Consider the following 21,777-nt stretch of genomic DNA (forward strand, 5'->3'; position numbering starts at 1 on the left):
TCGGCCCCGTTCGATCTTTCCGGTGAGATCGCACGGGGTCGACCATGAACAAGCCTCCCGTCCTCAACGCCTTCCTCCTGCCGGCCCAGGAGAGCACCGCCCTCGGCTCCGTCGAAACCCCGCTCCTCGTCCGGCTCCTCCGGCCGGCGTCCTTCGCCGTCTGGCTCCTCGTCTTCTGCGTGCAGGCGCAGACGGTCATCGCCCGCGGCGGCGGCACCAACTGGTTCGTGCTCGGCTTCACCACCCTCCTCTTCGCCGCCGTCCACCTCCAGTTCTGGTACGAAGAATCCGAGCAGGGCCGGCGCTTCCACCGCGCTCTCGACCGCCTCCGCGGCCGCATCTACGAAGACGAAGTCACCAGCCTCCCCAACAGCCGCCATTTCGTCTTCGAACTCCGCCGCCAGATGATGCGCTCCGTCAGGAATGGCCGCGGCTTCTCCCTCGCCCTCACCGACGTCGCCGGTTTCGAAGCCCTCAAAGGCGCGGAGGACAAATTCCTCGCCGCCGCGGCCCGCGCGCTCCGGCACGCCGTCGGCGAAGGCGACTTCCTCGCCCATCTCCAGGGTCCCATCTTCGCCGCCATCATCGCCGACGACCGCATGGCGACCGCCGCCATGAAGGCCGACGCCCTGCTGCCCGCCCTCGCCTCCTGCATCCCCCACGACCAGGCCACCCGGCTCACGCCCGTCGTCTCCCTCACCGGCTACGAAGGCGAGCTCGAAGTGCGCGACTTCCTCCGCCGGGCCCAGCGCGACCTCGTGAGCGCCCGCAACCACGAGCCCGCCGCCCACCTCGCCGCCGCCGTCCGCACCCGCGGCCAGCACGCCCACCCCGACAGCGCCTCCCGCTCCGCCGTCGCCTGAGCTTCGACCTCCGCAGCCCCCGCCGATAACCCGCCCGCAATGCTGGTGCGCTACCCTCATTCCCGGCATCACCCCCGGAGTCAGCGCCATGCAAGTCGGCATCGTCGGCGCCGGCATGGTCGGCGCCACCACCGCCTTCGCGGCCGTCCTTCTCCGCGCCGCCAGCGAGGTCGTGCTGGTGGATATCGACCGCGCGAAAGCCGAGGCCCACGCCGACGACATCTTCCATGCCGTCCCCTTCGCCGGCCACGCGCGGGTTCGCGCGGGCGATTTCGCCGACCTCGCCGGCGCCCGGGCCGTCGTCCTCGCCTGCGGCGTCAGCCAGCAGCCAGGCGAGACCCGGCTGCAGCTCCTCGGCCGCAACGCCGCCGTCTTCCGCGAGGTCGTCCCCGGCGTCGTCCGGGCAGCGCCGGGCGCCATCCTCATCGTCGTCTCGAACCCGGTCGACGTCCTCACCTGCGTCGCGCTCGAAGCCTCAGGGCTGCCGGCCGGCCGCGTCATCGGCTCCGGCACCACACTCGATACGGCCCGCTTCCGCGCCCTCCTCGCTGACCACCTGCGCGTCGCGCCCCAGTCCGTCCATGCCTACGTCGTCGGCGAACACGGCGACTCCGAAGTCCTCCTCTGGTCGAGCGCCGCCGTCGGCGGCCTGCCGCTCGATGCTGCCGCTGCGAACCTCGGCCGGCCCCTCACCCGGGAAGACCGCCAGCGCATCGACGACGCCGTCCGCCGCGCCGCCTACCGCATCATCGCCGGCAAAGGTGCGACCTACTACGGCGTCGCCGGCGCTGTCGCCCGCCTCCTCCGCGCCATCCGCGACGACGAGCGCGCTGTCCTCACCGTTTCCGCCGTCGGTCGGCCCGGGGCGAGCTATGGCGACGTCGCCCTTTCCCTGCCCCGCGTCGTCGGCGCCGGCGGCATCGAAGCCGAACTCCTGCCGCCGCTCGCTGATGACGAAGCCGACGCCCTCGCGCGGAGCGCCGGCATCCTCCGGGATGCCCTCCGCTCGCTCCCGCGCCCCTGACGGCCTCCGGCAGGCACCCCGCACGAAAAACGCCGCCCGGGCGGGCGGCGTCATGCTATTCGAACGGTTGGAGCGGATGGCGGGAATCGAACCCGCGTCTCAACCTTGGGAAGGTTGCGTTACTGCTCAGCAGCCGCCGTGCCACATATCTTCGAGCAATGCCTACCGAATCTTGCCACGGCGAAAAAGAGGCAACGTCAGCATGCCGTTGCGCCGGGCGTTTTGAGCCTCCACGGCGCCTGTGGCGACGCGTTGGTAGCCAGGACGCCGCCAGTTGATTGAAGGTCCATGTTGCGCTGCGTCATGGCGGGAGCTGGAGCTCGGCACCGGCCTGGTTTCGGTTTCCCCGCGGGGCCGCATGAAATTCGGTCACCCTTCGAGGAGTAGCGCCCTGGTCGGGCCTGGGGTATAAACGTCGTTGCGTATCGAGAGAGGCGCGAGGGCACCGGCCCGATGACCGCCCGGCAACCCGGTGGACGCCGCCAGGGTGCCAAAGCCGGTCCTGCTTCGGCAGGGACGATACGGCTCACGTCGAGCAACGAACGGCGTGGGCCCCTCCGGCGGCCGCAGCGATGCGGCCAGCAGCGAAGGATGGAGGAGGCCGCGATGCAGGCTCGCTCTCCCTGACCCGGTTTCTGTGCGGCATGTGCCGCAGGCAGCGGCGTGTCCGAAGCGCGGCCGGGGTGACCCGGCGCCTCTCCCGATGCAGCTGCGCGAAGGAGACGTGCCGAGATGTCGAAACTCCCTGTACCTCCCGTCGTCAACGTCCTGTCCGTCGCCGTCCAGGCTGGCGTGCCGGTCCTGCTGTGGGGCGCGCCCGGGACGGGGAAATCGTCGCTCATCCGGCAGCTGGGCGTCGCGCTCGGGCTGCCGGTGGAGGTCGTCATCGCCGCCATCCGGGAGCCGAGCGATTTCGCCGGGCTGCCGATCGTGGTGGACGGCGAGGTGCGCTTCGCCCCGCCGGCCTGGGCGCGCCGGCTGGCCGCGGCCGGCCGCGGCCTTTTGTTCCTGGACGAGATTTCGACGGCGCCGCCGGCGGTGCAGGCCGCGCTGCTGCGGGTGGTGCTGGAGCGGGTGGTGGGCGACCTGGAACTCCCGGCCGGGGTGGCGGTGGTAGCCTCCGCGAACCCGGTGGAGCAGGCAGCGGGCGGCTGGGAGCTGAGCGCGCCGCTGGCGAACCGCTTCCTGCACCTGGAGTGGCGGCCCTCCCCGAAAAACTGGGTGGCCGGGCTGCAATCGGGCTGGGAGCTGTGGGAGCCGCCCGCCGTGCCGGCGGACTGGGAGAACGAGCTGCCGGCAGCGCGGGAGGCGGTCGCCCGGTTCATCACGGCGCGGCCGAAAGCCCTCATCGAGTGCCCGGCTGACGCACAGCAGAGGAGCGGACCGTGGCCCTCGCCGCGGACGTGGGAGATGGCGGCGCGGCTGCTGGCGGCCGCGAGGGCGGCGCGGCTGCGCTCGGCAGACATCGAGGTCATCATCAAAGGGCTCGTTGGCCGCGGCCGGGCCATGGAGTTCTTCGAAGTCCAGCGGACGGGGGAGCTCTGGGATGCCGCTGCCGCACTGCAGAGCCCGGAGGGCTACGAATACCCCGAGGAGCCCGACCTGCTGGAGGGACTGCTGGATGACGTGTGCAGCCGGGCGCTCCAGAAGGACGACTGGAGCCGGGCCTGGAGGGTCCTCGCAGTGGTCGGCCAGAAGTTCGGGCGCGACCGGGTCGCCCACCATGCACTGCAGCTGCTGGAGCAGGGCGCAGGGGAACACGGCATCCCGCGCGAGGCGGCGCGCATCCTGGGGCCTGCGGCGGCGGACGCTGCGGCGGCTGCGGGAGGCGGGGCATGAACGGCAGCGGGCGCTGGCGGTTCATACGCATCGGCATGCGTTGGCGCGACCTCGACGGCGCGGAACGGGAGAGCCGGCGCGCCGGCGACCCGTCGGAGCCGGACCCGGCGCCCGGCGTGAGTCTGCAGCGGGGTGCCCTCAAGGCGATCTTCTGGCAGCGGCGCCGGAACGGGGTTTCGTCGATGACCAATGACTGGCTGCTCGTCATCGGCCGGACCGTCGTGCATATCGACATCAAAGGAGGCTGTTCGCTCACTGCGCCGTTCGCCGCCTACCGGCGGCTGGCGACTGGGGCGAGCCTGCACGAAGCGGAGCTGCGCGAGCGGCTGCGGCTGCTGGAAGAGGCGCTCCCGCCGGGCTCTCCAGAGGTGGCGCAGGCAGAGGAATGGCTGGCGGGCCTGGGAGAGCCGATGCCGCCCGCGCGGGCCGAAGAGGCGGCTGCCCTGCTGGCGCTGGCGGAGCGGTTCGGGGAGCGGCAGGAATCCTCCGCCGACCCGATGACGCGGGCCCAGCGCGCGCTTCGGCGCCGGCTGCCGTTCTTCAGCGCCCTGCTCCTGCGGGTCCAGGCCGTCCCGGTGACCGGCGCCGGGACCGCGACGATCGACCGCTGGGGACGGCTCTTCTACGACCCCGGCTGGCTCGGAGAGCTGACTGTGAACGCCGCCATGGCAGTCGTCTACCACGAATTGTCCCACCTCCTGCGGCTGCACCATCTGCGCGGAGAACGGCTGGGAGAGACCGGGGAGCTCTGGAACATCGCCTGCGACCTGGAGGTGAACGATGACCTGCCGCTCGATTTCCCGCTGCCTCCCGGCGCGCTGACGCCGGCCCGCCTGGGGTTGGAGAGCGGCGGCCTGGCGGAGGAGTACTTCGCCCTGTTGAAAGAGCGTCCCGAACTGGTGCCGCCGCAAGCGGGGGTCACAGTCGGCGGCGGGAGCTGCGGCTCCGGGGCCGGCGAACCGGCGCCCTGGGAGACGGCCGACCCGGCACAGGAGGCCGGGCCCGGGGGAGATCGCTGGTGGCTTTCCACCATCGAGCTCGAGTCGATTGCGGCGGCGGCCGCCGACGAGTTGAGGAATCGTTGGAGCGGCCACTTCGGCAGCTGGAGCCGCTGGGCGGGCTGGCCGGCCCAGCCGAGCCGCGACTGGCGGCGGGAGCTGGCGCTGGCCATCCGGGCCGTTTTCGCCCACGCGAGCGGCGCATCGGACTACAGCTACGGCCGTCCTTCGCGGCGGGCGAGCGTCGCCGGCCCGGTCGTCCTGCCGTCGGTGGTGGCGCACCGGTCGGAGGTGGCCATCGTGGTCGACACCTCGGCCAGCATGTCGGAGGACCAGCTGGCGCGGGCGCTCGGCGAAATAGACGCCATCCTCCGGGCCAACGGGCGGCAGCCCGCGACCGTGTACGCCGTCGACACGAAGGTGAAGGCCGTCTCCCGGGCGGCGAGCGCCCGGCAGGTGCGCCTGGCCGGCCGCGGCGGCACGAACATGGTCGAGGGCATCCGGGCAGCCCTCCGGAGCCGCCCGAGGCCGGGATTGATCATCCTGCTCACCGACGGCGACACGCCATGGCCGATTGACGCGCCGCCAGTCCCGGTAATCGTTGGACTCATCCGCCGCGATGGACGCCCTTATGGCGGCATACCCGCCTGGGCGCGCACCGTCCTGGTGCCGGCCGGCTGAGGGACCCCTGTGCCGGGCAGCGCCCGGCGCGGCCCCCGGGCGCAACCGGGGAGCCGCGCTGAACCGGCCCGCTCCGGCGCCCGGGCCACACGCAGCCTCCCGCGAGGCGGCCCCGCCCGGTCCGACGGACTGCCGCTCCGCGCTGGGGCGAGGAAGGCCCCCTGCCGCGCCACCGGGCCCCTGGCCCCTTCGCTCCGCTCCAGTCGCCGGCTCGTTCACCAGCAGGAGCGCGCCGGGACGCGCACCCTGGCTCAGCGCCTCGGCGTTCCCCGGCCGTCCCGTCTCCGCCCCGGGCCCCATGGAGCACACCGCTTGCGAAGATGAGGTCCGCAGAACGAACCGCATCTCGTAACCAGGGCGAAGGCGGCTTCGCGGGGTCTGCGGCTATCCGGCGCGGCGGCTTTCAAGCCTCGACGGCTCGATGCCCGGCGTTGAGAACGCCGGGGCCGGCTCGTTCGCCGGGCTGCGCGAGGCGCCGCTCGCCCCAGCGCACGATGGCGGCTGCGCGCTGAGTGGTTTCAGTCCCCTCGCGGGGATTCGAGCGGTGAAACTCGTCGAAAAGGCGGTCACCGCCATCGTTCTGCAGTAGAGGTTTCAGTCCCCTCGCGGGGATTCGAGCGGTGAAACAGCGCGACGCCGACATCAGCCTCCCGCGCGAGGTTGCCGCCAGTTTCAGTCCCCTCGCGGGGATTCGAGCGGTGAAACTGGCGAACACGAATACGTGTTCATCAGCTTCGCGTGTAAAAGGTTTCAGTCCCCTCGCGGGGATTCGAGCGGTGAAACTGTCCAGTGTCAGCGTCAAGCGGTATAGCGGCAGTTTCGATAGGGTTTCAGTCCCCTCGCGGGGATTCGAGCGGTGAAACCAAACAGGAAGGGGCTGGCATCCCGCGCATCATGCCGATGGTTTCAGTCCCCTCGCGGGGATTCGAGCGGTGAAACGACAGACGCGCCGTCGGGCGTGACGTTCTCGGCGCCGGTGTCGTTTCAGTCCCCTCGCGGGGATTCGAGCGGTGAAACGTGCGAAGGTGCCGTCGGCGGCGGCGGCGCGTTCGCGTTTCGGGTTTCAGTCCCCTCGCGGGGATTCGAGCGGTGAAACTTCGACAAGGTCGAAATCGCGGAAGCCTAGCACCGAAACGAGTTTCAGTCCCCTCGCGGGGATTCGAGCGGTGAAACAGCGCGACGCCGACATCAGCCTCCCGCGCGAGGTTGCCGCCAGTTTCAGTCCCCTCGCGGGGATTCGAGCGGTGAAACTGGCGAACACGAATACGTGTTCATCAGCTTCGCGTGTAAAAGTCGAGTTTCAGTCCCCTCGCGGGGATTCGAGCGGTGAAACAGTGATGAGGGTGTCGCCGGCGCCGGCGCCGGTCGGGAGCATGTTTCAGTCCCCTCGCGGGGATTCGAGCGGTGAAACCTGCGAAGGTGCCGTCGGCGGCGGCGGCGCGTTCGCGTTTCGGCAAGTTTCAGTCCCCTCGCGGGGATTCGAGCGGTGAAACATGAGTGAGGGTGTCGCCGGCGCCGGCGCCGAGAGTCGGGAGCATGTTTCAGTCCCCTCGCGGGGATTCGAGCGGTGAAACCAAGGCTCGCGAGGAGACGGTGTCGACGGTGCTGACGCTCATGTGGTTTCAGCCCCCTCGCGGGGATTCGAGCGGTGAAACCCGAAGATCACCGCGAAGACATTCGAGCAGCAGGATCTCCTCGAGTTTCAGTCCCCTCGCGGGGATTCGAGCGGTGAAACTGCCTGCGCTTCCCTCCTGTTCGCTGCTGGTCCTCATTCGTCCGGGTTTCAGTCCCCTCGCGGGGATTCGAGCGGTGAAACGGCGTCTCGTTGTCGAACTCCCGAACGGGGTGGATGTCCTCGGGCGTTTCAGCCCCCTCGCGGGGATTCGAGCGGTGAAACCCGAAGATCACCGCGAAGACATTCGAGCAGCAGGATCTCCTCGAGTTTCAGTCCCCTCGCGGGGATTCGAGCGGTGAAACTGTGGTTATGCTCGCTCTGGACATCCCGGCGGATGTCCAGTGTCAGTTTCAGTCCCCTCGCGGGGATTCGAGCGGTGAAACCTTTATCATGGCAGATTCGATATTCATTCACTCGATCAGATGCCAAGTTTCAGTCCCCTCGCGGGGATTCGAGCGGTGAAACCTGAGTGATTCCGACATCATGGCCGCAATCGAGAGCGGCGATCTTGTTTCAGTCCCCTCGCGGGGATTCGAGCGGTGAAACTCAGCCGGCTGCCCGATGAGGAGGCCCGGCTCGTGCTCCTCGGGAGTTTCAGTCCCCTCGCGGGGATTCGAGCGGTGAAACCTTTATCATGGCAGATTCGATATTCATTCACTCGATCAGATGCCAAGTTTCAGTCCCCTCGCGGGGATTCGAGCGGTGAAACTCGTCCGGTCCCGGCACGGGTTCTGCCTCGGCACGCCGGAGTGTTTCAGTCCCCTCGCGGGGATTCGAGCGGTGAAACGGGATCGGCGGCGCGAGCAGCGCCGGCAGTGGGCCGAGTAGTTTCAGTCCCCTCGCGGGGATTCGAGCGGTGAAACTAGGCGAAAATCCCAAGGCGGCAAACGGGATCCTCATAATCCGCGGTTTCAGTCCCCTCGCGGGGATTCGAGCGGTGAAACTCAGCCGGCTGCCCGATGAGGAGGCCCGGCTCGTGCTCACTCGGGAGTTTCAGTCCCCTCGCGGGGATTCGAGCGGTGATCGAACGCGTATCGTAGAGTTCCCAGATCGGGAGGCCCCTGCCGGGGAGTTTCAGTCCCCTCGCGGGGATTCGAGCGGTGAAACTTAAGACGCTGTTCAACGCACCAGAGCTTGGCAACCCAAATGTCAGTTTCAGTCCCCTCGCGGGGATTCGAGCGGTGAAACTCTATTGACAACCCCGGCCCGCTGTGATAAAGGGTCCGCCGCGCGTCGCTTCCATACCGGAAACTATGCCTGAATCACTCCCGGCAGCGCAAGACCCGCCTCACCCGACGATGTGGAATCTCGAGGCGGGCCGCGCCGGCTCCCCCGCCACGACCTCGATGAGCCGGAAGCCCCGCTCGCCGAGGTGGTAGATGCGGACACTGTCGACCTCACGGTCGATGCGCTCCGAGATGCCACGCACCATGCGCTGGAATTCGCCCGGCCGCAGTTCGAGTTCGAAGACGCTCTTTTGGACACGCTGGCCCCACCCTTCCAGCCATGTGTGCGAGGCGCTCGCGCCGCCGGTCGTCCGGGATATCGTAAACCACGGCGTACCAGCGCTCGTTCATCGTTCACCACGCCGGCCGGAACGGCGCACCCGACTGGATGGCGCGGCGCGAGGGCGCGGGCCTGGAGTTCGAAGAACCGGCCGACCTGCTCCCGGGTCCGCGTGGGCCGGTATCGCGTGCGCCGCAGCAGGCGGGATTCGAAGGCGCGCGATGAGCAGCTTCCGGGTTTCCGCGCTGAGCCGGACCGCGCCGCCGGGAGCTGACTCCCACCACCCGGGAGTTCCGCGGAGCCGGCGGTAGAGATCGAACGCCAGGAGGTCGGCGATGGGCGCCCGGAACTCCTCGATGAGGTCGAGGATGAGCGCGGGCTGGCTCCGGGCAGGCTCGTGGAGAAACCCCTGGTACGGGTCGAGCCCGACGACCGCGGCGGCCTGCCAGGCCGGGCGGGCAAGGAGCGCATAGGCGTAGCTCAAGAGCGCGTTCAGGCTCGGGTCCGGTGCAGGGCGTCTTCGGCGCTGCCAGGCGGAAAGCCGCGAGCACATCCCTCCAGGCCGCGAAGTAGCGCCGGCGAGACCCATCCTTCGAGCCCCCGCACCTCGTCGAGGCTCGCAGCTTCGAGGATGCGGCGCCGAAGCGCATCGAGGCGACCGGCGGCGGGACTCCCGATGGCCTCGAGGACGCGCACCTGGGCGTGGAGTTTGTTCCGCGCCACGAGCCTGGCGATGCGCAGCCGCCCGGCCGGGTCGGCGGCGCGGGCCGCCTGCGGCGCGCCGCAGCCGGGCGGCGGGGTGACCGATGGGCTCGAGGCACCCCTTCAGGCGGCCATCGCTGGTGAGAAAGACGCACGAGACCCCGGACCCGAGCAATCGGTTGACCGCTGCCGGGCGTCAGTTGCGCGGCGCCGTGGATGGCGAGCGCCTCGAGCATGTTTGCTGAGGCGGCTGCAGACGCGGGCCCCTTCTTGTGCCAGACTTCGAACCGCTCGCCGGCAAGCCGGAGGCTCGCGCCCTGGAGGGCGATGTGCAGCGTCCGCATGGGAATCATCCCATTGCGAGATTCGACGCAGGCCGCCTCGAATGAAGGTCAGAGGGCGGCCTCGAGCAGCCGTGCGAGGCGGGCGAGGGAAGGGGGAGCCGTCGGCAGCCGGGAGGGGATGGGCGCCTTCGTCACCTCCGCGAGGCGGTCGATGGTACGGCTGAATCTCTGCGACGAGTCCGGCGTCCGGGGCCTTGCCCTGGTGAACGGCGACGTTCCGGGCCCGCGCAATCGCTTCGCGCTGGCGCTCGAGTCCCTCGGCGAGGGCCGCCTGGTAGCCCGGGTCCCGGGCAGCGAGCAGCTTAGCTGCGTCTTTGGGCTCCCTCGAGCCGATACTTGCGCTGGTCGTCGCTCGCCTTCAGGTCCTGCCGGAGCTCCTCCGGGACGGCTCCGGGGTCCTTGATATCTTCAGGGTCGAGGCCGCTCCGCTCGAGCGCTGCAGTGACCAGCACCTCGGCCGCGACCGCAGCGGCGATGATGGCGCGCGTGGTTTCCTCCCGCGCGGCGAGGCGGAGCGCCTGCGCCTTTGCCAGTTCCTGCGCCCCACGCCTCGAGTTTCGCCTGGCACTGTTTGAACCAGTCCTCGATGGCGGTGAGGTCAGCAGCGGCCTCTCCGAGGCCTTTCACCTGGGGCAGGCGGAAGTGAAGCAGGCGCTGCCGCTGGTAGGCGGCGACCCATTCGAGGGCCCGGGAGACGGCGAGGGCGGACTCCAGCGCCTTCTTGTTCCAGGGAGGCGGATGGACAGCGCGGAGCGGTTCCCCGGCTGCGAGCGCGGCCGCGCCGTCGCCCCGGGCAAGCGCCTCGAACACCCGGCTGCGCGCATCGAGCCGAACCAGCGCATCGGGGTCGAACGTCCGGAGGAGTTCGGACCCCGGCTGGGCGTTGCCCGGGTCGAGGGCCTGGTAGTGCTGCGCTCCCGGGATGAGGGAGCGGGCGACGAGGGTCATGGCGACGCTCATCTGCGGCGTGCCCGAAGAAAAGCAGACGGCGACGCGCGAAGCGGGCTCGCGGAGCTCCGGGTGACGGTGGACGACAGCCCGCCCGACGTACAGCAGCTCCTGGATATCGACGACGAGGTTGGGCACGCCCGGCCGGAGCTGCTCGGCGAACTCGAGATGGACCTCGCACGCGGGGAGCGCGCCCTGGATGGCATCCCGTGTGGCATCGGCCTGGCTGCGGACGTCCTGCCCCGCCAGGAGGACGGCGATATCCGGCCGAACATTTGAGCGCTGCGCGGAGCGGGCCGGTCGGTTCCCCATCGCGGACGGGGTCGCGCTTCCCGATCGTCGCGAGGAGCACGGTGACCACGGCGCGATTTTGCCAGCGCCTTCGCGGCCCTGTCAACAATGTCGCTCAATTGTCGCGTTTCTCCTCTTCCAGCAATCGGGGCAGGCTGCTAGGATTTGCGCCCACCAATGACGCAGGCGAGTGGCGTGCGAATTTCGGAAGAGGTATTCCGCGCCTACTGCGGCGGCCTGGTGCACGACCTCGGGAAGGTCTGGGCGCAGGTGCCGGGGCGCGGCGTCGAGCCCTCGAAGTACGGGTGCGAAACGCCCGAGCGGCACCAGGTCCGGTTCGTCCGACTGCCCGAGCTGTCGAGAACGCTATCGTTATGCCCACGGGCCGATTGGCGCCAACTTGCTCCAGGCGACCATCCCGGGGCATTCCTTCCTGGCCGAGGCCTCGCGGCCCATCACCACAGCCGCGACGCCGCGGAGATTTCGGACCTCTTGCGGTGGGTGGTGCTTGGCGACCACCTCTCAGCCGGCGAACGCGACGACGCAGTACGACGCCGGCAACACTCCCCCGCGTGCCGGCTTTACTCAACCCGGCTGGCCGGCGGCGAGGTGTACACGCGGCCCGCTCCGCTGGGGGCCGGGCTCTTCTTCGTGACAGCTGAGCTCCCCCGACCCCGCAAGCGAAGCGCGGGACTGCATTTGGCGCGGTGGTTGATGAGCTCCGCCAGGCCCTGGCGGAAGCGGGCAGCCGCGCTGGGGGGAGCCTGGCGGCGCTCGCCGAGCACCTGACCGGCGCCGTGTACCGCGGAGGGATCGGCGTGCCTTCAGCCTTTGCGAAGGCGGTTGCCGACATCCCGCTCGCCACGCATCTCCATCTCGCCGGCGCGTTCGCGGCGGCGCTCGCAGCCGACCGCTCGGACGCCACGCGACGCGTCGTCGGCCGCGGTCGGGATCGTCGCCGGCGACGTTTCGGGCATTCAGGAGTTCATCCACGACACGGGGAGACGCAGGGCGGCGCGGGCGCTCCGGGCACGGTCGTTCTATGTTCAGCTGCTCTCGCTCGTCGCGGCCCGGTGGGTGGCGCTGCAGTGCGGGGTGCCGGCCGGGTGCGCCTTTTCCGTGGTCGGCGGCCGATTCCTGGTGGCCGTGCCGGCGTCGAGCGTCGGCGCGGTCGAGTCCCTGCAGGCGGAGCTGGACCGCATCCTCTGGAAGGCGCACGGCCCGACGCTCTCCATCGGCCTGGCGGCGGTCACGGCAAGCGGTGACGCGCTCAGCAACTTCCGCGCGGTGTATGAGGAGCTGCAGCAGCGCCTGGGGGTCCGCAAGGGGCAGCGCTACCGCAGCCTCGCGAGGTCGGGCGACCTCTTCGCGCCGCAGGCCGTAGTCGCGGCAGGCCGGGCCTGCCGAACCTGCGGGCGGGAGGCCGGCGATGGACGGGAGGAGGATGATGACGGCGTCGCGCGGCGCGTTTGCGCGATGTGCGCGTCACTGGAAGAGCTCGGGAGGGAGCTGCTCGACAGCTCCTACCTCGTCCTCCGCGAAGCAGGTGCGGCCGAGCGGGGCGGCGAGGCTGGCTCGGCGTGATGCGCGCCCTCGGTCACGACGTCGAGCTGGTCCAGGCGCTTGGCGCGGGCCCGGTCGAGGGCAGGCCATCGTTGCGCTGGACGACGCCGCGCTGGGGGCAGTGCCTTGCGCCCGCTACGTCCCCACGGCCCGGCACGCTCCCCGGAGTTCGAGCGGCCTGCTCGATTTCGAGGCCATCGCGCGGGCGGGCCGAGGGCGCCCGGCGATCGCGACCCTGAAGGCCGACGTCGACGACCTCGGCCGGTTCCTCGGTGACTACTTCTCGGTGCGCCCCTCCTCTCCCTCGCGGTTCCTGGCTATCAGCACCGCCCTCTCACTGTTCTTCGAGGCCTATTTGCCGCAGCTGGCAGCGCGCGAGTTCCCGAACCTTTACCTCGTCTTCAGCGGGACGGCGATGCGACGCCGCGGTCGCCGGGCCGGCCTCACCGACGTGCTGCCGTTCATCGTCGAGACTCCGCGACGACTTTCGCCGCTGGACTGCCGGGAACGGGCGGCTCCACTTCTCGGCAGGGGTATCGGCCAGCCATCCTCACCGGCCGGTCCAGTCGGGCATGGAGGAAGCGGAGCGGTTCCTTGCGCTTGCGAAGGGGCACCGCCAAGCCCCGGAGGGGAGACGAAGAACGCCGTCACCCTGCTCTCTGTGACGCTCGGATGGGACGAACTGAAGAGAGTGCTCAGCACATGGCCACGCAGACGAGCTCGCCAGCCTCGCGGGAGCCGAAAGCGACACGCAAGGCGGACGCCGACTGGCGCGGGGAGCGCTCCAGTGCATCTGCAGCAGCTCGAAGGCGCGAGGCCGGGACAGTACGGCCCCCTGCACTGGAAGTCGTTCTACCAGTTCAGCCGCGTCGCAAAGGACTATCCGCAGGCAGGGCAGCTGCTTTCGGACCTGCGGCGCCAGGCCCTGGAGCCCGGCGGGGCAGGCGGCCGGGCGGTCGCCCTTGCCGCCCGGCTGGCGAGAACTCCAGACGGCACCGTCGGCCACGGGGGTCGGGAAGTCATCATCATGAGGGAGGTCATATGAGCCAGCGGCCGCATTACACCGGGAACCGGGCGCCGCAGCCGCCGACGGGACGGGCTGGGGCGCTTCGACCGGAAAAGTACGAACAGCAGGCCAAGCGCACTCATCGACGAAGCGGCGATGCGCAAACGCTCGTCGAATTCAGTGCCGAGCAAATCGGTTCCTCCGGCAACCGGCAACCCGGACGTCGCGTGCGGCGCCTCTACGGTGAGGCCCGCCGGCATCGACTTCCTCCTGGACCAGGACGAGGCAACGGCCCTCCGGCGGGCGCGGCTGCTCGAGCCGCTAGGCTGGTCTACCAGGTCAAGCGCGACACGAATCTGACCGAGGTGGCGGAGGCGCTGCTGGCGCTCCTCCGCCGAGCCTCAGCGCCGTCCGACCCCCAGGGCCCGGCAAAGTACCGGCGGTTCGCAGAGTTCTTCGAGGCCGTGGTGGCCTACATGCCGGAAAAGTAGCACCTGGAAGGAGAAAAGCGCACATGGCCACGCAGACCAGGACCGCCACTATCGACCGCATCCTGCACGCTCAGCTGCACCATCCGCGCCCGGACCGGCCTCCGCATCGGTGCACAGGAAGCATCCCTGACGATCGGCGGCGTCGATAACCCCGTGGTGCGCGACCCGCTGACGAGGCAGCCGTACGTCCCGGGCTCTTCTATCAAAGGAAAGATGCGCTCCCTTCTCGAGCGCGTCCACGGAGCTCGAGCAGAACTGGGCTATCCAGCGGGACCGCGTCCTCGTGCACGTGTGCAAGGACGAGGACGACTACCTCGCCTGCACGCTGTGCCAGCTCTTCGGCGTCCCGGCGCAGCGGAGCGGGAGCGGTGGCTTTGCCAGACGCGCCTCCGCTTCTCCGACGTGTTCATGACCCCGGAATCCGCTGAGCGGCTCGTCAGGGCGAACACCGACTTGCCGTACACCGAACTCAAATCCGAAGCCGCGATCGACCGGGTCACCGTCGGCGGCAGTGCCGCGCACGATGGAGCGCGTGCCAGCCGGCACCGAATTCGGCCCGTGCGAAATCGCGCTGTTCATCTATGAAGGCGACGACCCGGCCCGGGGCCTCGACTGGCTCGTCGCCGGGCTGGAGCTCCTCGAAGCGGATGCGCTCGGCTCATCGACGGCGCGAGGTTCCGGCCGCGATCGCCTTCCGGGACATCGCGTTCCAGCGCCTCCGGGTGCGGGGCGGCCGACTCGAGCGCGCCGCCTATGGGACAATTGCCCCTTCCGTGGGTGACCTCCGCAGCGGCCTCGACCAGCTGGTCGCCTGGGCGGCGGGCTGACGATGGCCGGCGACCGGGCCCCTGGCTGATCAGGCTCGAGCCGCTGGCTCGCCATTCCACCTCGGCGCGCACGCGGAGGACCTCGACCGTGCGCGGCCCCTGGCATCGTCCGACACGCTCTTCGGGGCCCTCTGCTGGGCCTACCGCGCGGTGTGGGGCACCGCCGAACTCGAGGCCTGGCTGGAGCGCTTCCGCGAAGGCGACCCCCCGCTTCGCATCAGCAGCTGATGCTCCCGGTCCTGGAGCACGGCCCGGCGCCGCAGGTGCTCCTGCCGCTTCCCTACCGGCGCCCGGTTCGGCAGCTCGAAGGCGACCGGAAGCTGCTTAAGCACACCCGATTCATCGACCGGGAAGCGTGGCGGGGGCTCTTCGCGGACGATGGAGTCGAACTCGAGGCCGTTGGCGCAGGTTCTCGCCGGCGCCGCAGTGGCCGCGGCCCTGCGGGAGCCGGGCGGGGCCGCGTCTCCAGCCCTGGGCGCTGAGTTCGCGGCCCCGGGTCACCGTCGACCGCGTCTCAGGAGCTTCGGCGCTCTTCGAAGCCGCGGCGGCGCACTTCCCAGCTCGCCCGGACCGGCGCCATCCGCCTCATGCCCGATGCATCAGTCGCCCTCGCGTCCGACCAGGCGGCGCTCGACCGCATCCTCACCTGCTTCGAAGTCCTCGGCGAGGCCGGGATCGGCGCGGGAGCGCTCGACCGGCCTCGGCCGGTTTCGGCCGCTGGACCCGGTGGCATCGCCCGTTCCGGTTTCCGGCTCCCCGGGCGCGGTGGCCGCTGCTCTCGCTGGCCTGGCTCGACGCCAGCCGACCTCGCAAGCGGCGCGCTCGAGCTGCCCGCCGACCGGGGCTACCGCGTCGTCGAGCGGGGCGGCTGGATCGCATCGCCCGAATGGCAGGGACGCACGCTCCCGGCGGGTCGCGATGGTGGCCGAAGGCTCCTATCTCCGTGGCGGGAACGGCCCCGGCGGCGGCGCTGGCTGACGTCACCCCCGAGGCCGGCGGGCCCCACCCGGTGTACCGGTACGGCTTCGGCCTGTTCCTCGAGGAGGCCGCCCTGTGAGCACGCCCTTCCTGCGTTTCCGGCTCACCTTCAAGGTTTGCACACCGCTCCACATCGGCGCCGGCCAAACATACCTTCGCGACTACGACTTCCGCGTCGAGCCCGGGCCGCAGGAGCGCGTCCGGCTCATCGACGTCGACCGGGCGCTCGAGCTGCTCGATGAACGGGAGTTCGAGCAGGTGCGCGATGGGCAGGTCGCCGCGAAGCTCCCGGCCCGCCACGCTGCCGCCGCGACTCGCGAGGTCTGGCTCCCCTGCTGGTGGTTCCCGCCGCGTTGGGCAGGATATCCACGCGTTCATCCGCGATGGGCTCGGCAACGTGTACGTGCCGGGCAGCACGCTCAAGGGGGCTTTCCGCTCCGCTCTCCTCGATGCATGGGTCGCCTGGCAGCCCGCTTGCCGCCGTGCAGGCCGTTCGCAGGCCGATGCGCGACCGCGCATCCGGGGAGCCCGCCGCCCGGCAGCTGGAACAGGCAGCCTTCGATGTCAAGGTGCCAAACACGCGGCCCGGCAGCGACTTCCCCGAACCGGGACGCCACACCGCTGGCTGCGGATGAGCGACGCTCCGTTCGACGGCGGTCCCGGTGGCTCGCCGCCGCGGAAGTGCAGGTGCGCTCCAGCGGCAGCCGGGGAGACCAGGCGATCCCGCTGTGGGTCGAGGCCGTCACTCCCGGCAGCACGTTCCGCTCGGAGCTCACCCTGGCGCCTGGCAGCTTCTCCCCGTGGCGGGAGCTCGACCGCGGTCGCCGCTCGCTCTGGGGAGACGACCTCCTGGGCGTTCTCAAACGCTGGGGTGAAGCCCTCCGGTCGATCGAGGTGGACCACTGGCGGCGGCGGGACGCCGCGGTGGCCTCCGCCTTCGAGGGGGCGCTCTCCGGCAGCCCGTACGACATGCCTACGTCCGCGCTGCGGATTCGGCACCGGCTGGACGGCAAAGACGGTCGGGCGCCATCTGATGCGGGACCGCCAGCTGATGGCCGACCTGCTCCAGGTCTACAAGATTTCCCGCTCGAAGGCCCCCGACCCTGCGGCCTTCCCGGCCGGCCGCCGGGTGGTGAACACCAACGGCGGCTGGGTCCCCGGGCTCGGCTGGGTCGCGCTCACCCGGGTGGACCAGCTGTGAGCCGTGAACTGGTCCGCATCGAAATCCCTGGCCGCTGGGCGGGCGGCGCCATCCCGGAGGACTTCCCGGCGCCGGGCCCTCCAGGCCTGGCTGTATGGGCAGCGTTGCGGCGCTCGACGAGCGGCTCGCGGACGGACATCCACGACGCGAACGGGGAGAAACCGTTCCACATCGCGCTGCCGAGAGACGGCGAAGACGCCACACTCGTGGTGGCAGGCTACGGTCCGCTTGCGGAACCAGTCCTCCGCATCGCTGAGCGCATGGGGGGCAGGGTGCTGCTGAACGCGCACTGGTGGGAGGCCACCGCCCCCGCCCGGGCCTCCGCTGCGCGCGGTGGGCAGAAGTCGCCGAGGGACTGCTCGCCATCCCCCCGGCGCGCGTGGTGCGGATGCGCTTCCTCGACGCCTGCCACCTTCCGGTCGGCGGGGAACTATCTGCCGCTCCCGGTTCCCCACTGGACCCTGTTCGGGAGCCTCCTCGAGCGGTGGCGGGCATGGTCGCCCGTCGACCTCGGGCCGGCGAGCCGATGAGGCCGTCCCGCGGGTCGCGCTGAGGCGGCACCGGCTGCAGAGCGTCGCTGTCCAGCTGCGTGGCCTCGTCCCGGCCTTCGTGGGCGCTGCCGAGTTCGAGATGCGCGAACGGAGCGGCCCCTACGCCGGGCTGCCCAGCGCGCTGGCTGCCTTCGCGGCGTTCGCCGGGGTCGGGGCGAAGGTCGCGGCCGGGTTCGGCTGCGTGGCTGCTCGAGGCTCCGCGTGGGCCGGGCCCCAGCCGTTGACAGCCGGCAGCGGGGGGCGGGCAGAATCGAGGCGAGGGGGAACCGKSCMSSCGMSKRGMMYRWMMSSYSWGSSKYRTCMMTRSTGSYTTSAGGAGGTGAAGCATGGCTGAAGTTTCACCRCTCGAATCCCCGCGAGGGGACTGAAACSRGGMKMSSRSYGMSSRGCTGGACCGRCGACSSRSKSWKSRTCTGAGTTTCACCRCTCGAATCCCCGCGAGGGGACTGAAACYASKSSKAACCGGTGACCCGAGSTGCTSGYSGYSYSCSKRSWMATCCGGMGTTTCACCRCTCGAATCCCCGCGAGGGGACTGAAACKYCRTSRWTSWKAGTGGSCMSSCYSRKYMRSGYYSRSRTRCCRTCTGAAGTTTCACCGCTCGAATCCCCGCGAGGGGACTGAAACATGAAGGTGGCCATACCGAAACCCTCCGAGGTGCTGAGATTCCCGCGTTTCACMGCTCGAATCCCCGCGAGGGGACTGAAACCGGRSWWYMWSYRWRYSGYTSGMSCSGSACGGMGGSKSGMKSMGTTTCACCRCTCGAATCCCCGCGAGGGGACTGAAACYRGRSCGWRCCGRSSSAGRWKCYGTGCCGMGMCCGTASKAGAGTTTCACCRCTCGAATCCCCGCGAGGGGACTGAAACKACTCGTCSKKSAKCYRCKCSYRGTMKSSYKSMRMWKCCRKCTGAAGTTTCACCGCTCGAATCCCCGCGAGGGGACTGAAACYSYAKGMAKYKGKSSSCMTGRTYSMGGCCGSSSTRSYGGAWGTTTCACCGCTCGAATCCCCGCGAGGGGACTGWAASMKGWMGGKGRCSMKACYGRRACSCTSMRAKGSWRMKRYWSSYSMSYWYMMMCSCWYSMMYYYMCSSKRKGRGRYKRRMRMYGRRGRWKWKSYWKRWSRWYSGSSYCGSCKKCKKMGSGCTGGCGYTKMWSSSCTSGAMYYSSYGSRMGKGGACYRRRRMYKRMCCGTGSCGAKKMRGWMYSCKKSYCKRKRYCSWAYKWSSSWWKSWSCSSYSGWWKSCSCGCGAGSSSRSKGMARYMSSCSCGRGKCKMGMGKMSCSGSSMSGRSSASCKYYKCSGGYKYCRSCKSYCSRRYMCCYGSKMKSGRRCWSRRMSYSCSKGACGKCARGCKYCGSCYYSGKYKWSSKMGKCYWCCKSKGTKYYRSCGCTCGWMWYCSMRCRAGGGGACYSRRMSGMKSRSSRGYTCGCSKCSKRGMSSSSRSMKKMKCKSGCWGSKKYSRCSSSKMGRMKCCSCKCSWGSGSRSYSMRRSSGYSGAKRKCSSMSKRSSKCSCCKCMSMSAGCCGKCMSCWSTYYMRSCRSKYSAWYMYCCGCGRSSSSMYYSMMRSCGYASMAGMRYCMYGMYGMSSYCMKSRSGWSYKSSRYCKCSRGRKKYSMSSRCKCSRAYSMYGCGCSAGKKGMSKRARRYYWGYRSMMGYCARCSSMWYSWCMKCRSWSYGSGSMWYMSTSKKYTSMCYSCWSSMRWMCSCGCGASGSSRSKKWMRCYSSMGKMMKYCKYYGWSMMGGTGYCSAGCTCGWGKWMSCKSCMSMTGTYWYMCYMSWSSARKCCSSSSKMGRKSASYSMRWCSAYSWSCKRSWTRGYGGCKRSSWSKGMKTYKYCMGSRYCAGCCSGGSMGGTWKCASCMSTCGMMKCSSSRSSWKSSSMSKSMRASCYSWRRSYSRWSCSWGMSCYKSWGSMGGYGRMKSRYRKCYSAMGYYYSMCCRSWCRRMKCCYSSCGRGSGRRCKRRMRSMSGRSYMMSMGKKAGCSGSYSRRCSSSSRCRKMSGSKSSAKCMGKKWSRCSMSKMGRWTCSSSGMGRCCTCGGCCGGCGGCAGCGGCACCTCGAACTCCACCACGTCACTCATCGGGCAAGCCCTCCTCGAGGAGCAGGTTCTCTACGGCGGCGATGAGCTGGTGCGCCTGCCGCGGCGTCAGCTCGGCGGCGATGACGCGCAGGTAGCCGCCGGCATGCGGGTTCAGCACCACCGCCAGCCGGAGCCGCGGCCGCCCGGCGGCGTCCGTCACGGGTTCGATGGCGAGCGCGCGGCCGTCGCAGCGGACGGACTGGCGGCGGAGCGCGGCGATCATGCGGCGTCCCTCGGCGCGCCCATCCGGCGGTCCGGGCCGGTGACCTGGACCACCACGGACGAGGCGGTGTCGACGAGCCGCGAGCGGACGCGCGGCGCCAGCTCCTGCAGCGTCACGTTCGAGGTCACGACCATCGGCAGAGCGTCGCGGTAGCGGCCGTCGACGAGCGCGAAGAGCCGTTCTTCGGCCCATTCGGTGCCGCGGTGGGCGCCGAGGTCGTCGAGGACGAGGAGCGGGACGCGGAGGAGCTGCTCCTGGACGTCGTCGACGGTTTCGGTGGCGCGGTCGGGGTCGGAGGCGCGGCGGAGCCGGTCGAGGAGGTCGACGACGGGCCAGAACTGACCGCGGACGCCGTGCTGTTCGAAGACCTGCCTGAGGATGCCGCAGGCGAGGTGGGTCTTGCCGGTGCCGCGCTCGCCGGTGAGGAAGAGCACCGGTTTCGGCGGCGGCCAGCTGGCGGCGTAGGCTGCGGCGGCGAGGCGCGGCTTGCCGTCCGGCGGCAGCCAGGTCTCGATGCGGACGGGCCGGTAGCGGGCGGGGATGCGCATGCGCTCTTCGGGCGGCGGCGCGGGCTGGCTCCCGGGAGCGGGCGTGATTGCGGCGGCGCCGGCGCAGGCGGGGCAGGGTTCGGAGCGGCCGAACATCGGGTGGCCGGCGGGCCAGCCGCGGCGGATGCGGCCGCCATCGCGGCAGACGCAGCAGCGGTGGCGCCAGTCGGGCGGTTCGACGTCGTCGGCGCCGCAGGCGGGGCAGCGGGGGAGCTCGCCCCAGCCGGGGCGCGGCTCATTCGACGAGGGCGCCGGCTGCCCGGAGCTGGGCGAGGATGGGGTCGTCAGCGCCCCAAGGGCGTCCTTGAGCGTTCGCATGCTGCACCTCCTGCAGGATGGCCCGGACCCGGGAGGGGAACGGGAGCTGGCTGCGCCGGCGGCATTCGGCGATGGCGGCGGCGACGGCCTCGTGGGCGCCGGCGAAGTCGCGGCCGAGCTGGGCGGCTTCGTCGAACGTGAGCGGGTCGGCCTGGAACTTCCGCGGGAGCGCCGCGAGCACCAGGTCGCGCACTTCGCGGACGGCCGGCGGGTCGGCGGCGGATGGACCGCCGGGGGCCTCCTCGAGGGCGCCGGCGGCAGCGGCCGGGCTGCGCTCGGGGAGGGATTTCAGGTCGTCGTCGCGCGCTTTGCGCGCTGGATGTGACGACGACGACCGAAGGGAGGAGTCGTCACATCTCTGGGGTCGTAAAGGGGATGTGGCATCGCTCGAGCATCCCTCGAGCATCGGCTGAGCATCGCCTTCGGCATGCTCGGAGCATGCGTCGAGCATGCCGTCGGGCATGCGCCGCGCATGGGCTGCGGCATGCGCCGGGCATGCGGTTGGCATGCCGTCCGGCATGCGGGGAGCATCGGCTGGCGATGCGGGCGGCTGCTGATCCGGCGCCTGCTGCGGGGCAGCCGCGGCTGCTGCCGGCGGCGACTCACCGGCTTCGCGCGGGCGCCGGCTCCAGCGGGCGGAGGCGGCGGCGCCGGCGCGCTCGGACCGCCGCTTCCGCTCGTCGTCGAGCTCGGCGCGGCTCGGGTTATAGAGAAGATAGTCGTGGATGACCCAGCCGCCGGCGGTCTGCTCCCAGAGGCCGGCGGCTTCGAGCTCGGCGGCGGTCCGCTTCGAGCCGAGGATGACGGGGAGGACGCCGGCCGGGATGAAGCCGTCCGTCTCGTGCTGGGAGGCGTAGCAGAGCGCCAGGACGTGCACCCGGAAGGCGCGGCCGCTGAGCGAGACGACCTTCGGGTGATGGCCGAACGTGTCGTCGAGGCGGACCCAGCTCATCCGCGGCACCTCCGGAGCGAGAACGATGTCCCGACCACGCAGGCCGGGTTCGCGCAGGGGAGAGCGGCCGCGCCGGCGGCAGCTGCGAGCTCGTCGCCGTGCGGGACGACGTACTCGTCGATGACGAACCGGCCGCGGCGGATGCGGACGTGGAGGTGGGGCATGG

At 70.9% G+C, this 21,777-nt stretch carries 17 protein-coding genes, 1 tRNA gene, 1 pseudogene, 1 CRISPR repeat array and 1 riboswitch; of the genes and pseudogenes, 9 read left to right on the forward strand and 10 right to left on the reverse strand.

Annotation, left to right across the window (positions count from 1 at the left end):
• The first annotated feature begins 44 nt into the window (after positions 1-44).
• Together O0235_RS11405 and O0235_RS11410 are read left to right on the forward strand one after the other, a co-directional pair.
• On the forward strand, positions 45-863 hold the full coding sequence (locus tag O0235_RS11405; protein ID WP_270055909.1) for a GGDEF domain-containing protein: 819 nt from the start codon (positions 45-47) through the stop codon (positions 861-863).
• An 88-nt stretch (positions 864-951) separates the two neighbouring features.
• Complete coding sequence (locus tag O0235_RS11410; RefSeq protein WP_270055910.1) at positions 952-1,887, forward strand: L-lactate dehydrogenase; 936 nt, start codon at positions 952-954, stop codon at positions 1,885-1,887.
• Between the two features lie 68 nt (positions 1,888-1,955).
• Here O0235_RS11410 and O0235_RS11415 read toward each other — a convergent pair.
• A tRNA-Gly gene (locus O0235_RS11415) sits at positions 1,956-2,024 on the reverse strand.
• Positions 2,025-2,306: 282 nt separating this feature from the next.
• A riboswitch (SAM riboswitch) is annotated at positions 2,307-2,413 on the forward strand.
• A 206-nt stretch (positions 2,414-2,619) separates the two neighbouring features.
• On the opposite strand from O0235_RS11415, the gene O0235_RS11420 reads away from it, so the two are divergent.
• Both O0235_RS11420 and O0235_RS11425 read left to right on the forward strand, forming a co-directional pair.
• On the forward strand, positions 2,620-3,726 hold the full coding sequence (locus tag O0235_RS11420; RefSeq protein WP_270055911.1) for an AAA family ATPase: 1,107 nt from the start codon (positions 2,620-2,622) through the stop codon (positions 3,724-3,726).
• Positions 3,727-3,761: 35 nt separating this feature from the next.
• Positions 3,762-5,405, forward strand: a complete 1,644-nt coding sequence (locus tag O0235_RS11425) for a vWA domain-containing protein (RefSeq protein ID WP_270055912.1) — start codon at positions 3,762-3,764, stop codon at positions 5,403-5,405.
• Between the two features lie 515 nt (positions 5,406-5,920).
• Positions 5,921-8,268: direct repeats of the CRISPR family, unit length 36 nt; unit sequence GTTTCAGTCCCCTCGCGGGGATTCGAGCGGTGAAAC.
• Positions 8,269-8,368: 100 nt separating this feature from the next.
• Here O0235_RS11425 and cas2 read toward each other — a convergent pair.
• The 5 genes and pseudogenes from cas2 to O0235_RS11445 all read right to left on the reverse strand — a co-directional run bounded on the left by cas2 (position 8,369) and on the right by O0235_RS11445 (position 11,848).
• The gene (gene cas2 / locus O0235_RS11430) at positions 8,369-8,626 is read right to left on the reverse strand and encodes a CRISPR-associated endonuclease Cas2 (protein ID WP_308445681.1); all 258 of its coding nucleotides are present in this window, start codon (positions 8,624-8,626) and stop codon (positions 8,369-8,371) included.
• Positions 8,627-8,653: 27 nt separating this feature from the next.
• Complete coding sequence (cas1, locus tag O0235_RS16105) at positions 8,654-9,175, reverse strand: CRISPR-associated endonuclease Cas1 (RefSeq protein WP_373324319.1); 522 nt, start codon at positions 9,173-9,175, stop codon at positions 8,654-8,656.
• Positions 9,079-9,348 (reverse strand): annotated as a pseudogene (locus O0235_RS11435) (hypothetical protein); the annotation flags it as partial. The pseudogene O0235_RS11435 and the gene cas1, both read right to left, overlap by 97 nt.
• A gap of 692 nt (positions 9,349-10,040) precedes the next feature.
• Entirely contained in the window at positions 10,041-10,892 is an 852-nt protein-coding gene (locus tag O0235_RS11440; RefSeq protein ID WP_270055914.1) for a hypothetical protein, read from the reverse strand.
• An 803-nt stretch (positions 10,893-11,695) separates the two neighbouring features.
• Positions 11,696-11,848: a hypothetical protein gene (locus tag O0235_RS11445; RefSeq protein WP_270058100.1), complete on the reverse strand. Its 153-nt coding sequence runs from the start codon at positions 11,846-11,848 to the stop codon at positions 11,696-11,698.
• 10 nt (positions 11,849-11,858) lie between these two features.
• Between O0235_RS11445 and O0235_RS11450 the strand changes: the two genes are divergently transcribed.
• The 5 genes from O0235_RS11450 to O0235_RS11465 all read left to right on the forward strand — a co-directional run bounded on the left by O0235_RS11450 (position 11,859) and on the right by O0235_RS11465 (position 16,937).
• Complete coding sequence (locus tag O0235_RS11450; RefSeq protein ID WP_270058071.1) at positions 11,859-12,455, forward strand: HD domain-containing protein; 597 nt, start codon at positions 11,859-11,861, stop codon at positions 12,453-12,455.
• A 100-nt stretch (positions 12,456-12,555) separates the two neighbouring features.
• Positions 12,556-13,479 (forward strand): Cas10/Cmr2 second palm domain-containing protein, encoded by a 924-nt coding sequence (locus O0235_RS16320; protein WP_506005441.1) that lies wholly within the window; start codon positions 12,556-12,558, stop codon positions 13,477-13,479.
• 188 nt (positions 13,480-13,667) lie between these two features.
• Positions 13,668-13,931, forward strand: a complete 264-nt coding sequence (locus O0235_RS11460; RefSeq protein ID WP_270055916.1) for a type III-A CRISPR-associated protein Csm2 — start codon at positions 13,668-13,670, stop codon at positions 13,929-13,931.
• A gap of 3 nt (positions 13,932-13,934) precedes the next feature.
• The gene (csm3, locus tag O0235_RS16115) at positions 13,935-14,516 is read left to right on the forward strand and encodes a type III-A CRISPR-associated RAMP protein Csm3 (protein WP_373324447.1); all 582 of its coding nucleotides are present in this window, start codon (positions 13,935-13,937) and stop codon (positions 14,514-14,516) included.
• Between the two features lie 2,253 nt (positions 14,517-16,769).
• Positions 16,770-16,937, forward strand: a complete 168-nt coding sequence (locus O0235_RS11465) for a hypothetical protein (protein WP_270055917.1) — start codon at positions 16,770-16,772, stop codon at positions 16,935-16,937.
• Between the two features lie 2,625 nt (positions 16,938-19,562).
• On the opposite strand, the gene O0235_RS11470 is transcribed toward O0235_RS11465, so the two are convergent.
• From O0235_RS11470 to O0235_RS11485, 4 genes are read right to left on the reverse strand one after another with little or no spacing between them, the layout of a single operon-like run.
• Positions 19,563-19,793, reverse strand: a complete 231-nt coding sequence (locus O0235_RS11470) for a hypothetical protein (RefSeq protein WP_270055918.1) — start codon at positions 19,791-19,793, stop codon at positions 19,563-19,565.
• Positions 19,790-20,659, reverse strand: a complete 870-nt coding sequence (locus O0235_RS11475; protein WP_270055919.1) for an ATP-binding protein — start codon at positions 20,657-20,659, stop codon at positions 19,790-19,792. Before O0235_RS11475 ends, O0235_RS11470 begins: the two co-directional genes overlap by 4 nt.
• Complete coding sequence (locus tag O0235_RS11480) at positions 20,577-21,611, reverse strand: hypothetical protein (RefSeq protein WP_270055920.1); 1,035 nt, start codon at positions 21,609-21,611, stop codon at positions 20,577-20,579. Before O0235_RS11480 ends, O0235_RS11475 begins: the two co-directional genes overlap by 83 nt.
• Positions 21,608-21,775 (reverse strand): hypothetical protein, encoded by a 168-nt coding sequence (locus O0235_RS11485; protein WP_270055921.1) that lies wholly within the window; start codon positions 21,773-21,775, stop codon positions 21,608-21,610. The genes O0235_RS11480 and O0235_RS11485 overlap by 4 nt, the downstream gene beginning before the upstream one ends.
• Positions 21,776-21,777: the final 2 nt, after the last annotated feature.

It is taken from the genome of Tepidiforma flava (assembly GCF_027594505.1).
Lineage (GTDB): Bacteria > Chloroflexota > Dehalococcoidia > Tepidiformales > Tepidiformaceae > Tepidiforma > Tepidiforma flava.

Excerpts from the sequence above, each read along its gene's own strand:
- O0235_RS11425 (WP_270055912.1), top strand. The coding sequence starts at position 3,762 with ATGCGTTGGCGCGACCTCGACGGCGCGGAACGGGAGAGCCGGCGCGCC.
- O0235_RS11420 (WP_270055911.1), top strand. The coding sequence starts at position 2,620 with ATGTCGAAACTCCCTGTACCTCCCGTCGTCAACGTCCTGTCCGTCGCC.
- O0235_RS11485 (WP_270055921.1), bottom strand. The coding sequence starts at position 21,775 with ATGCCCCACCTCCACGTCCGCATCCGCCGCGGCCGGTTCGTCATCGAC.
- O0235_RS11465 (WP_270055917.1), top strand. The coding sequence starts at position 16,770 with ATGCGGGACCGCCAGCTGATGGCCGACCTGCTCCAGGTCTACAAGATT.
- O0235_RS11480 (WP_270055920.1), bottom strand. The coding sequence starts at position 21,611 with ATGAGCTGGGTCCGCCTCGACGACACGTTCGGCCATCACCCGAAGGTC.
- O0235_RS11405 (WP_270055909.1), top strand. The coding sequence starts at position 45 with ATGAACAAGCCTCCCGTCCTCAACGCCTTCCTCCTGCCGGCCCAGGAG.
- O0235_RS11440 (WP_270055914.1), bottom strand. The coding sequence starts at position 10,892 with ATGGGGAACCGACCGGCCCGCTCCGCGCAGCGCTCAAATGTTCGGCCG.
- O0235_RS11470 (WP_270055918.1), bottom strand. The coding sequence starts at position 19,793 with ATGATCGCCGCGCTCCGCCGCCAGTCCGTCCGCTGCGACGGCCGCGCG.
- cas1 (WP_373324319.1), bottom strand. The coding sequence starts at position 9,175 with ATGGGTCTCGCCGGCGCTACTTCGCGGCCTGGAGGGATGTGCTCGCGG.
- O0235_RS11445 (WP_270058100.1), bottom strand. The coding sequence starts at position 11,848 with ATGCCCGAAACGTCGCCGGCGACGATCCCGACCGCGGCCGACGACGCG.
- O0235_RS11410 (WP_270055910.1), top strand. The coding sequence starts at position 952 with ATGCAAGTCGGCATCGTCGGCGCCGGCATGGTCGGCGCCACCACCGCC.
- O0235_RS11475 (WP_270055919.1), bottom strand. The coding sequence starts at position 20,659 with ATGCGAACGCTCAAGGACGCCCTTGGGGCGCTGACGACCCCATCCTCG.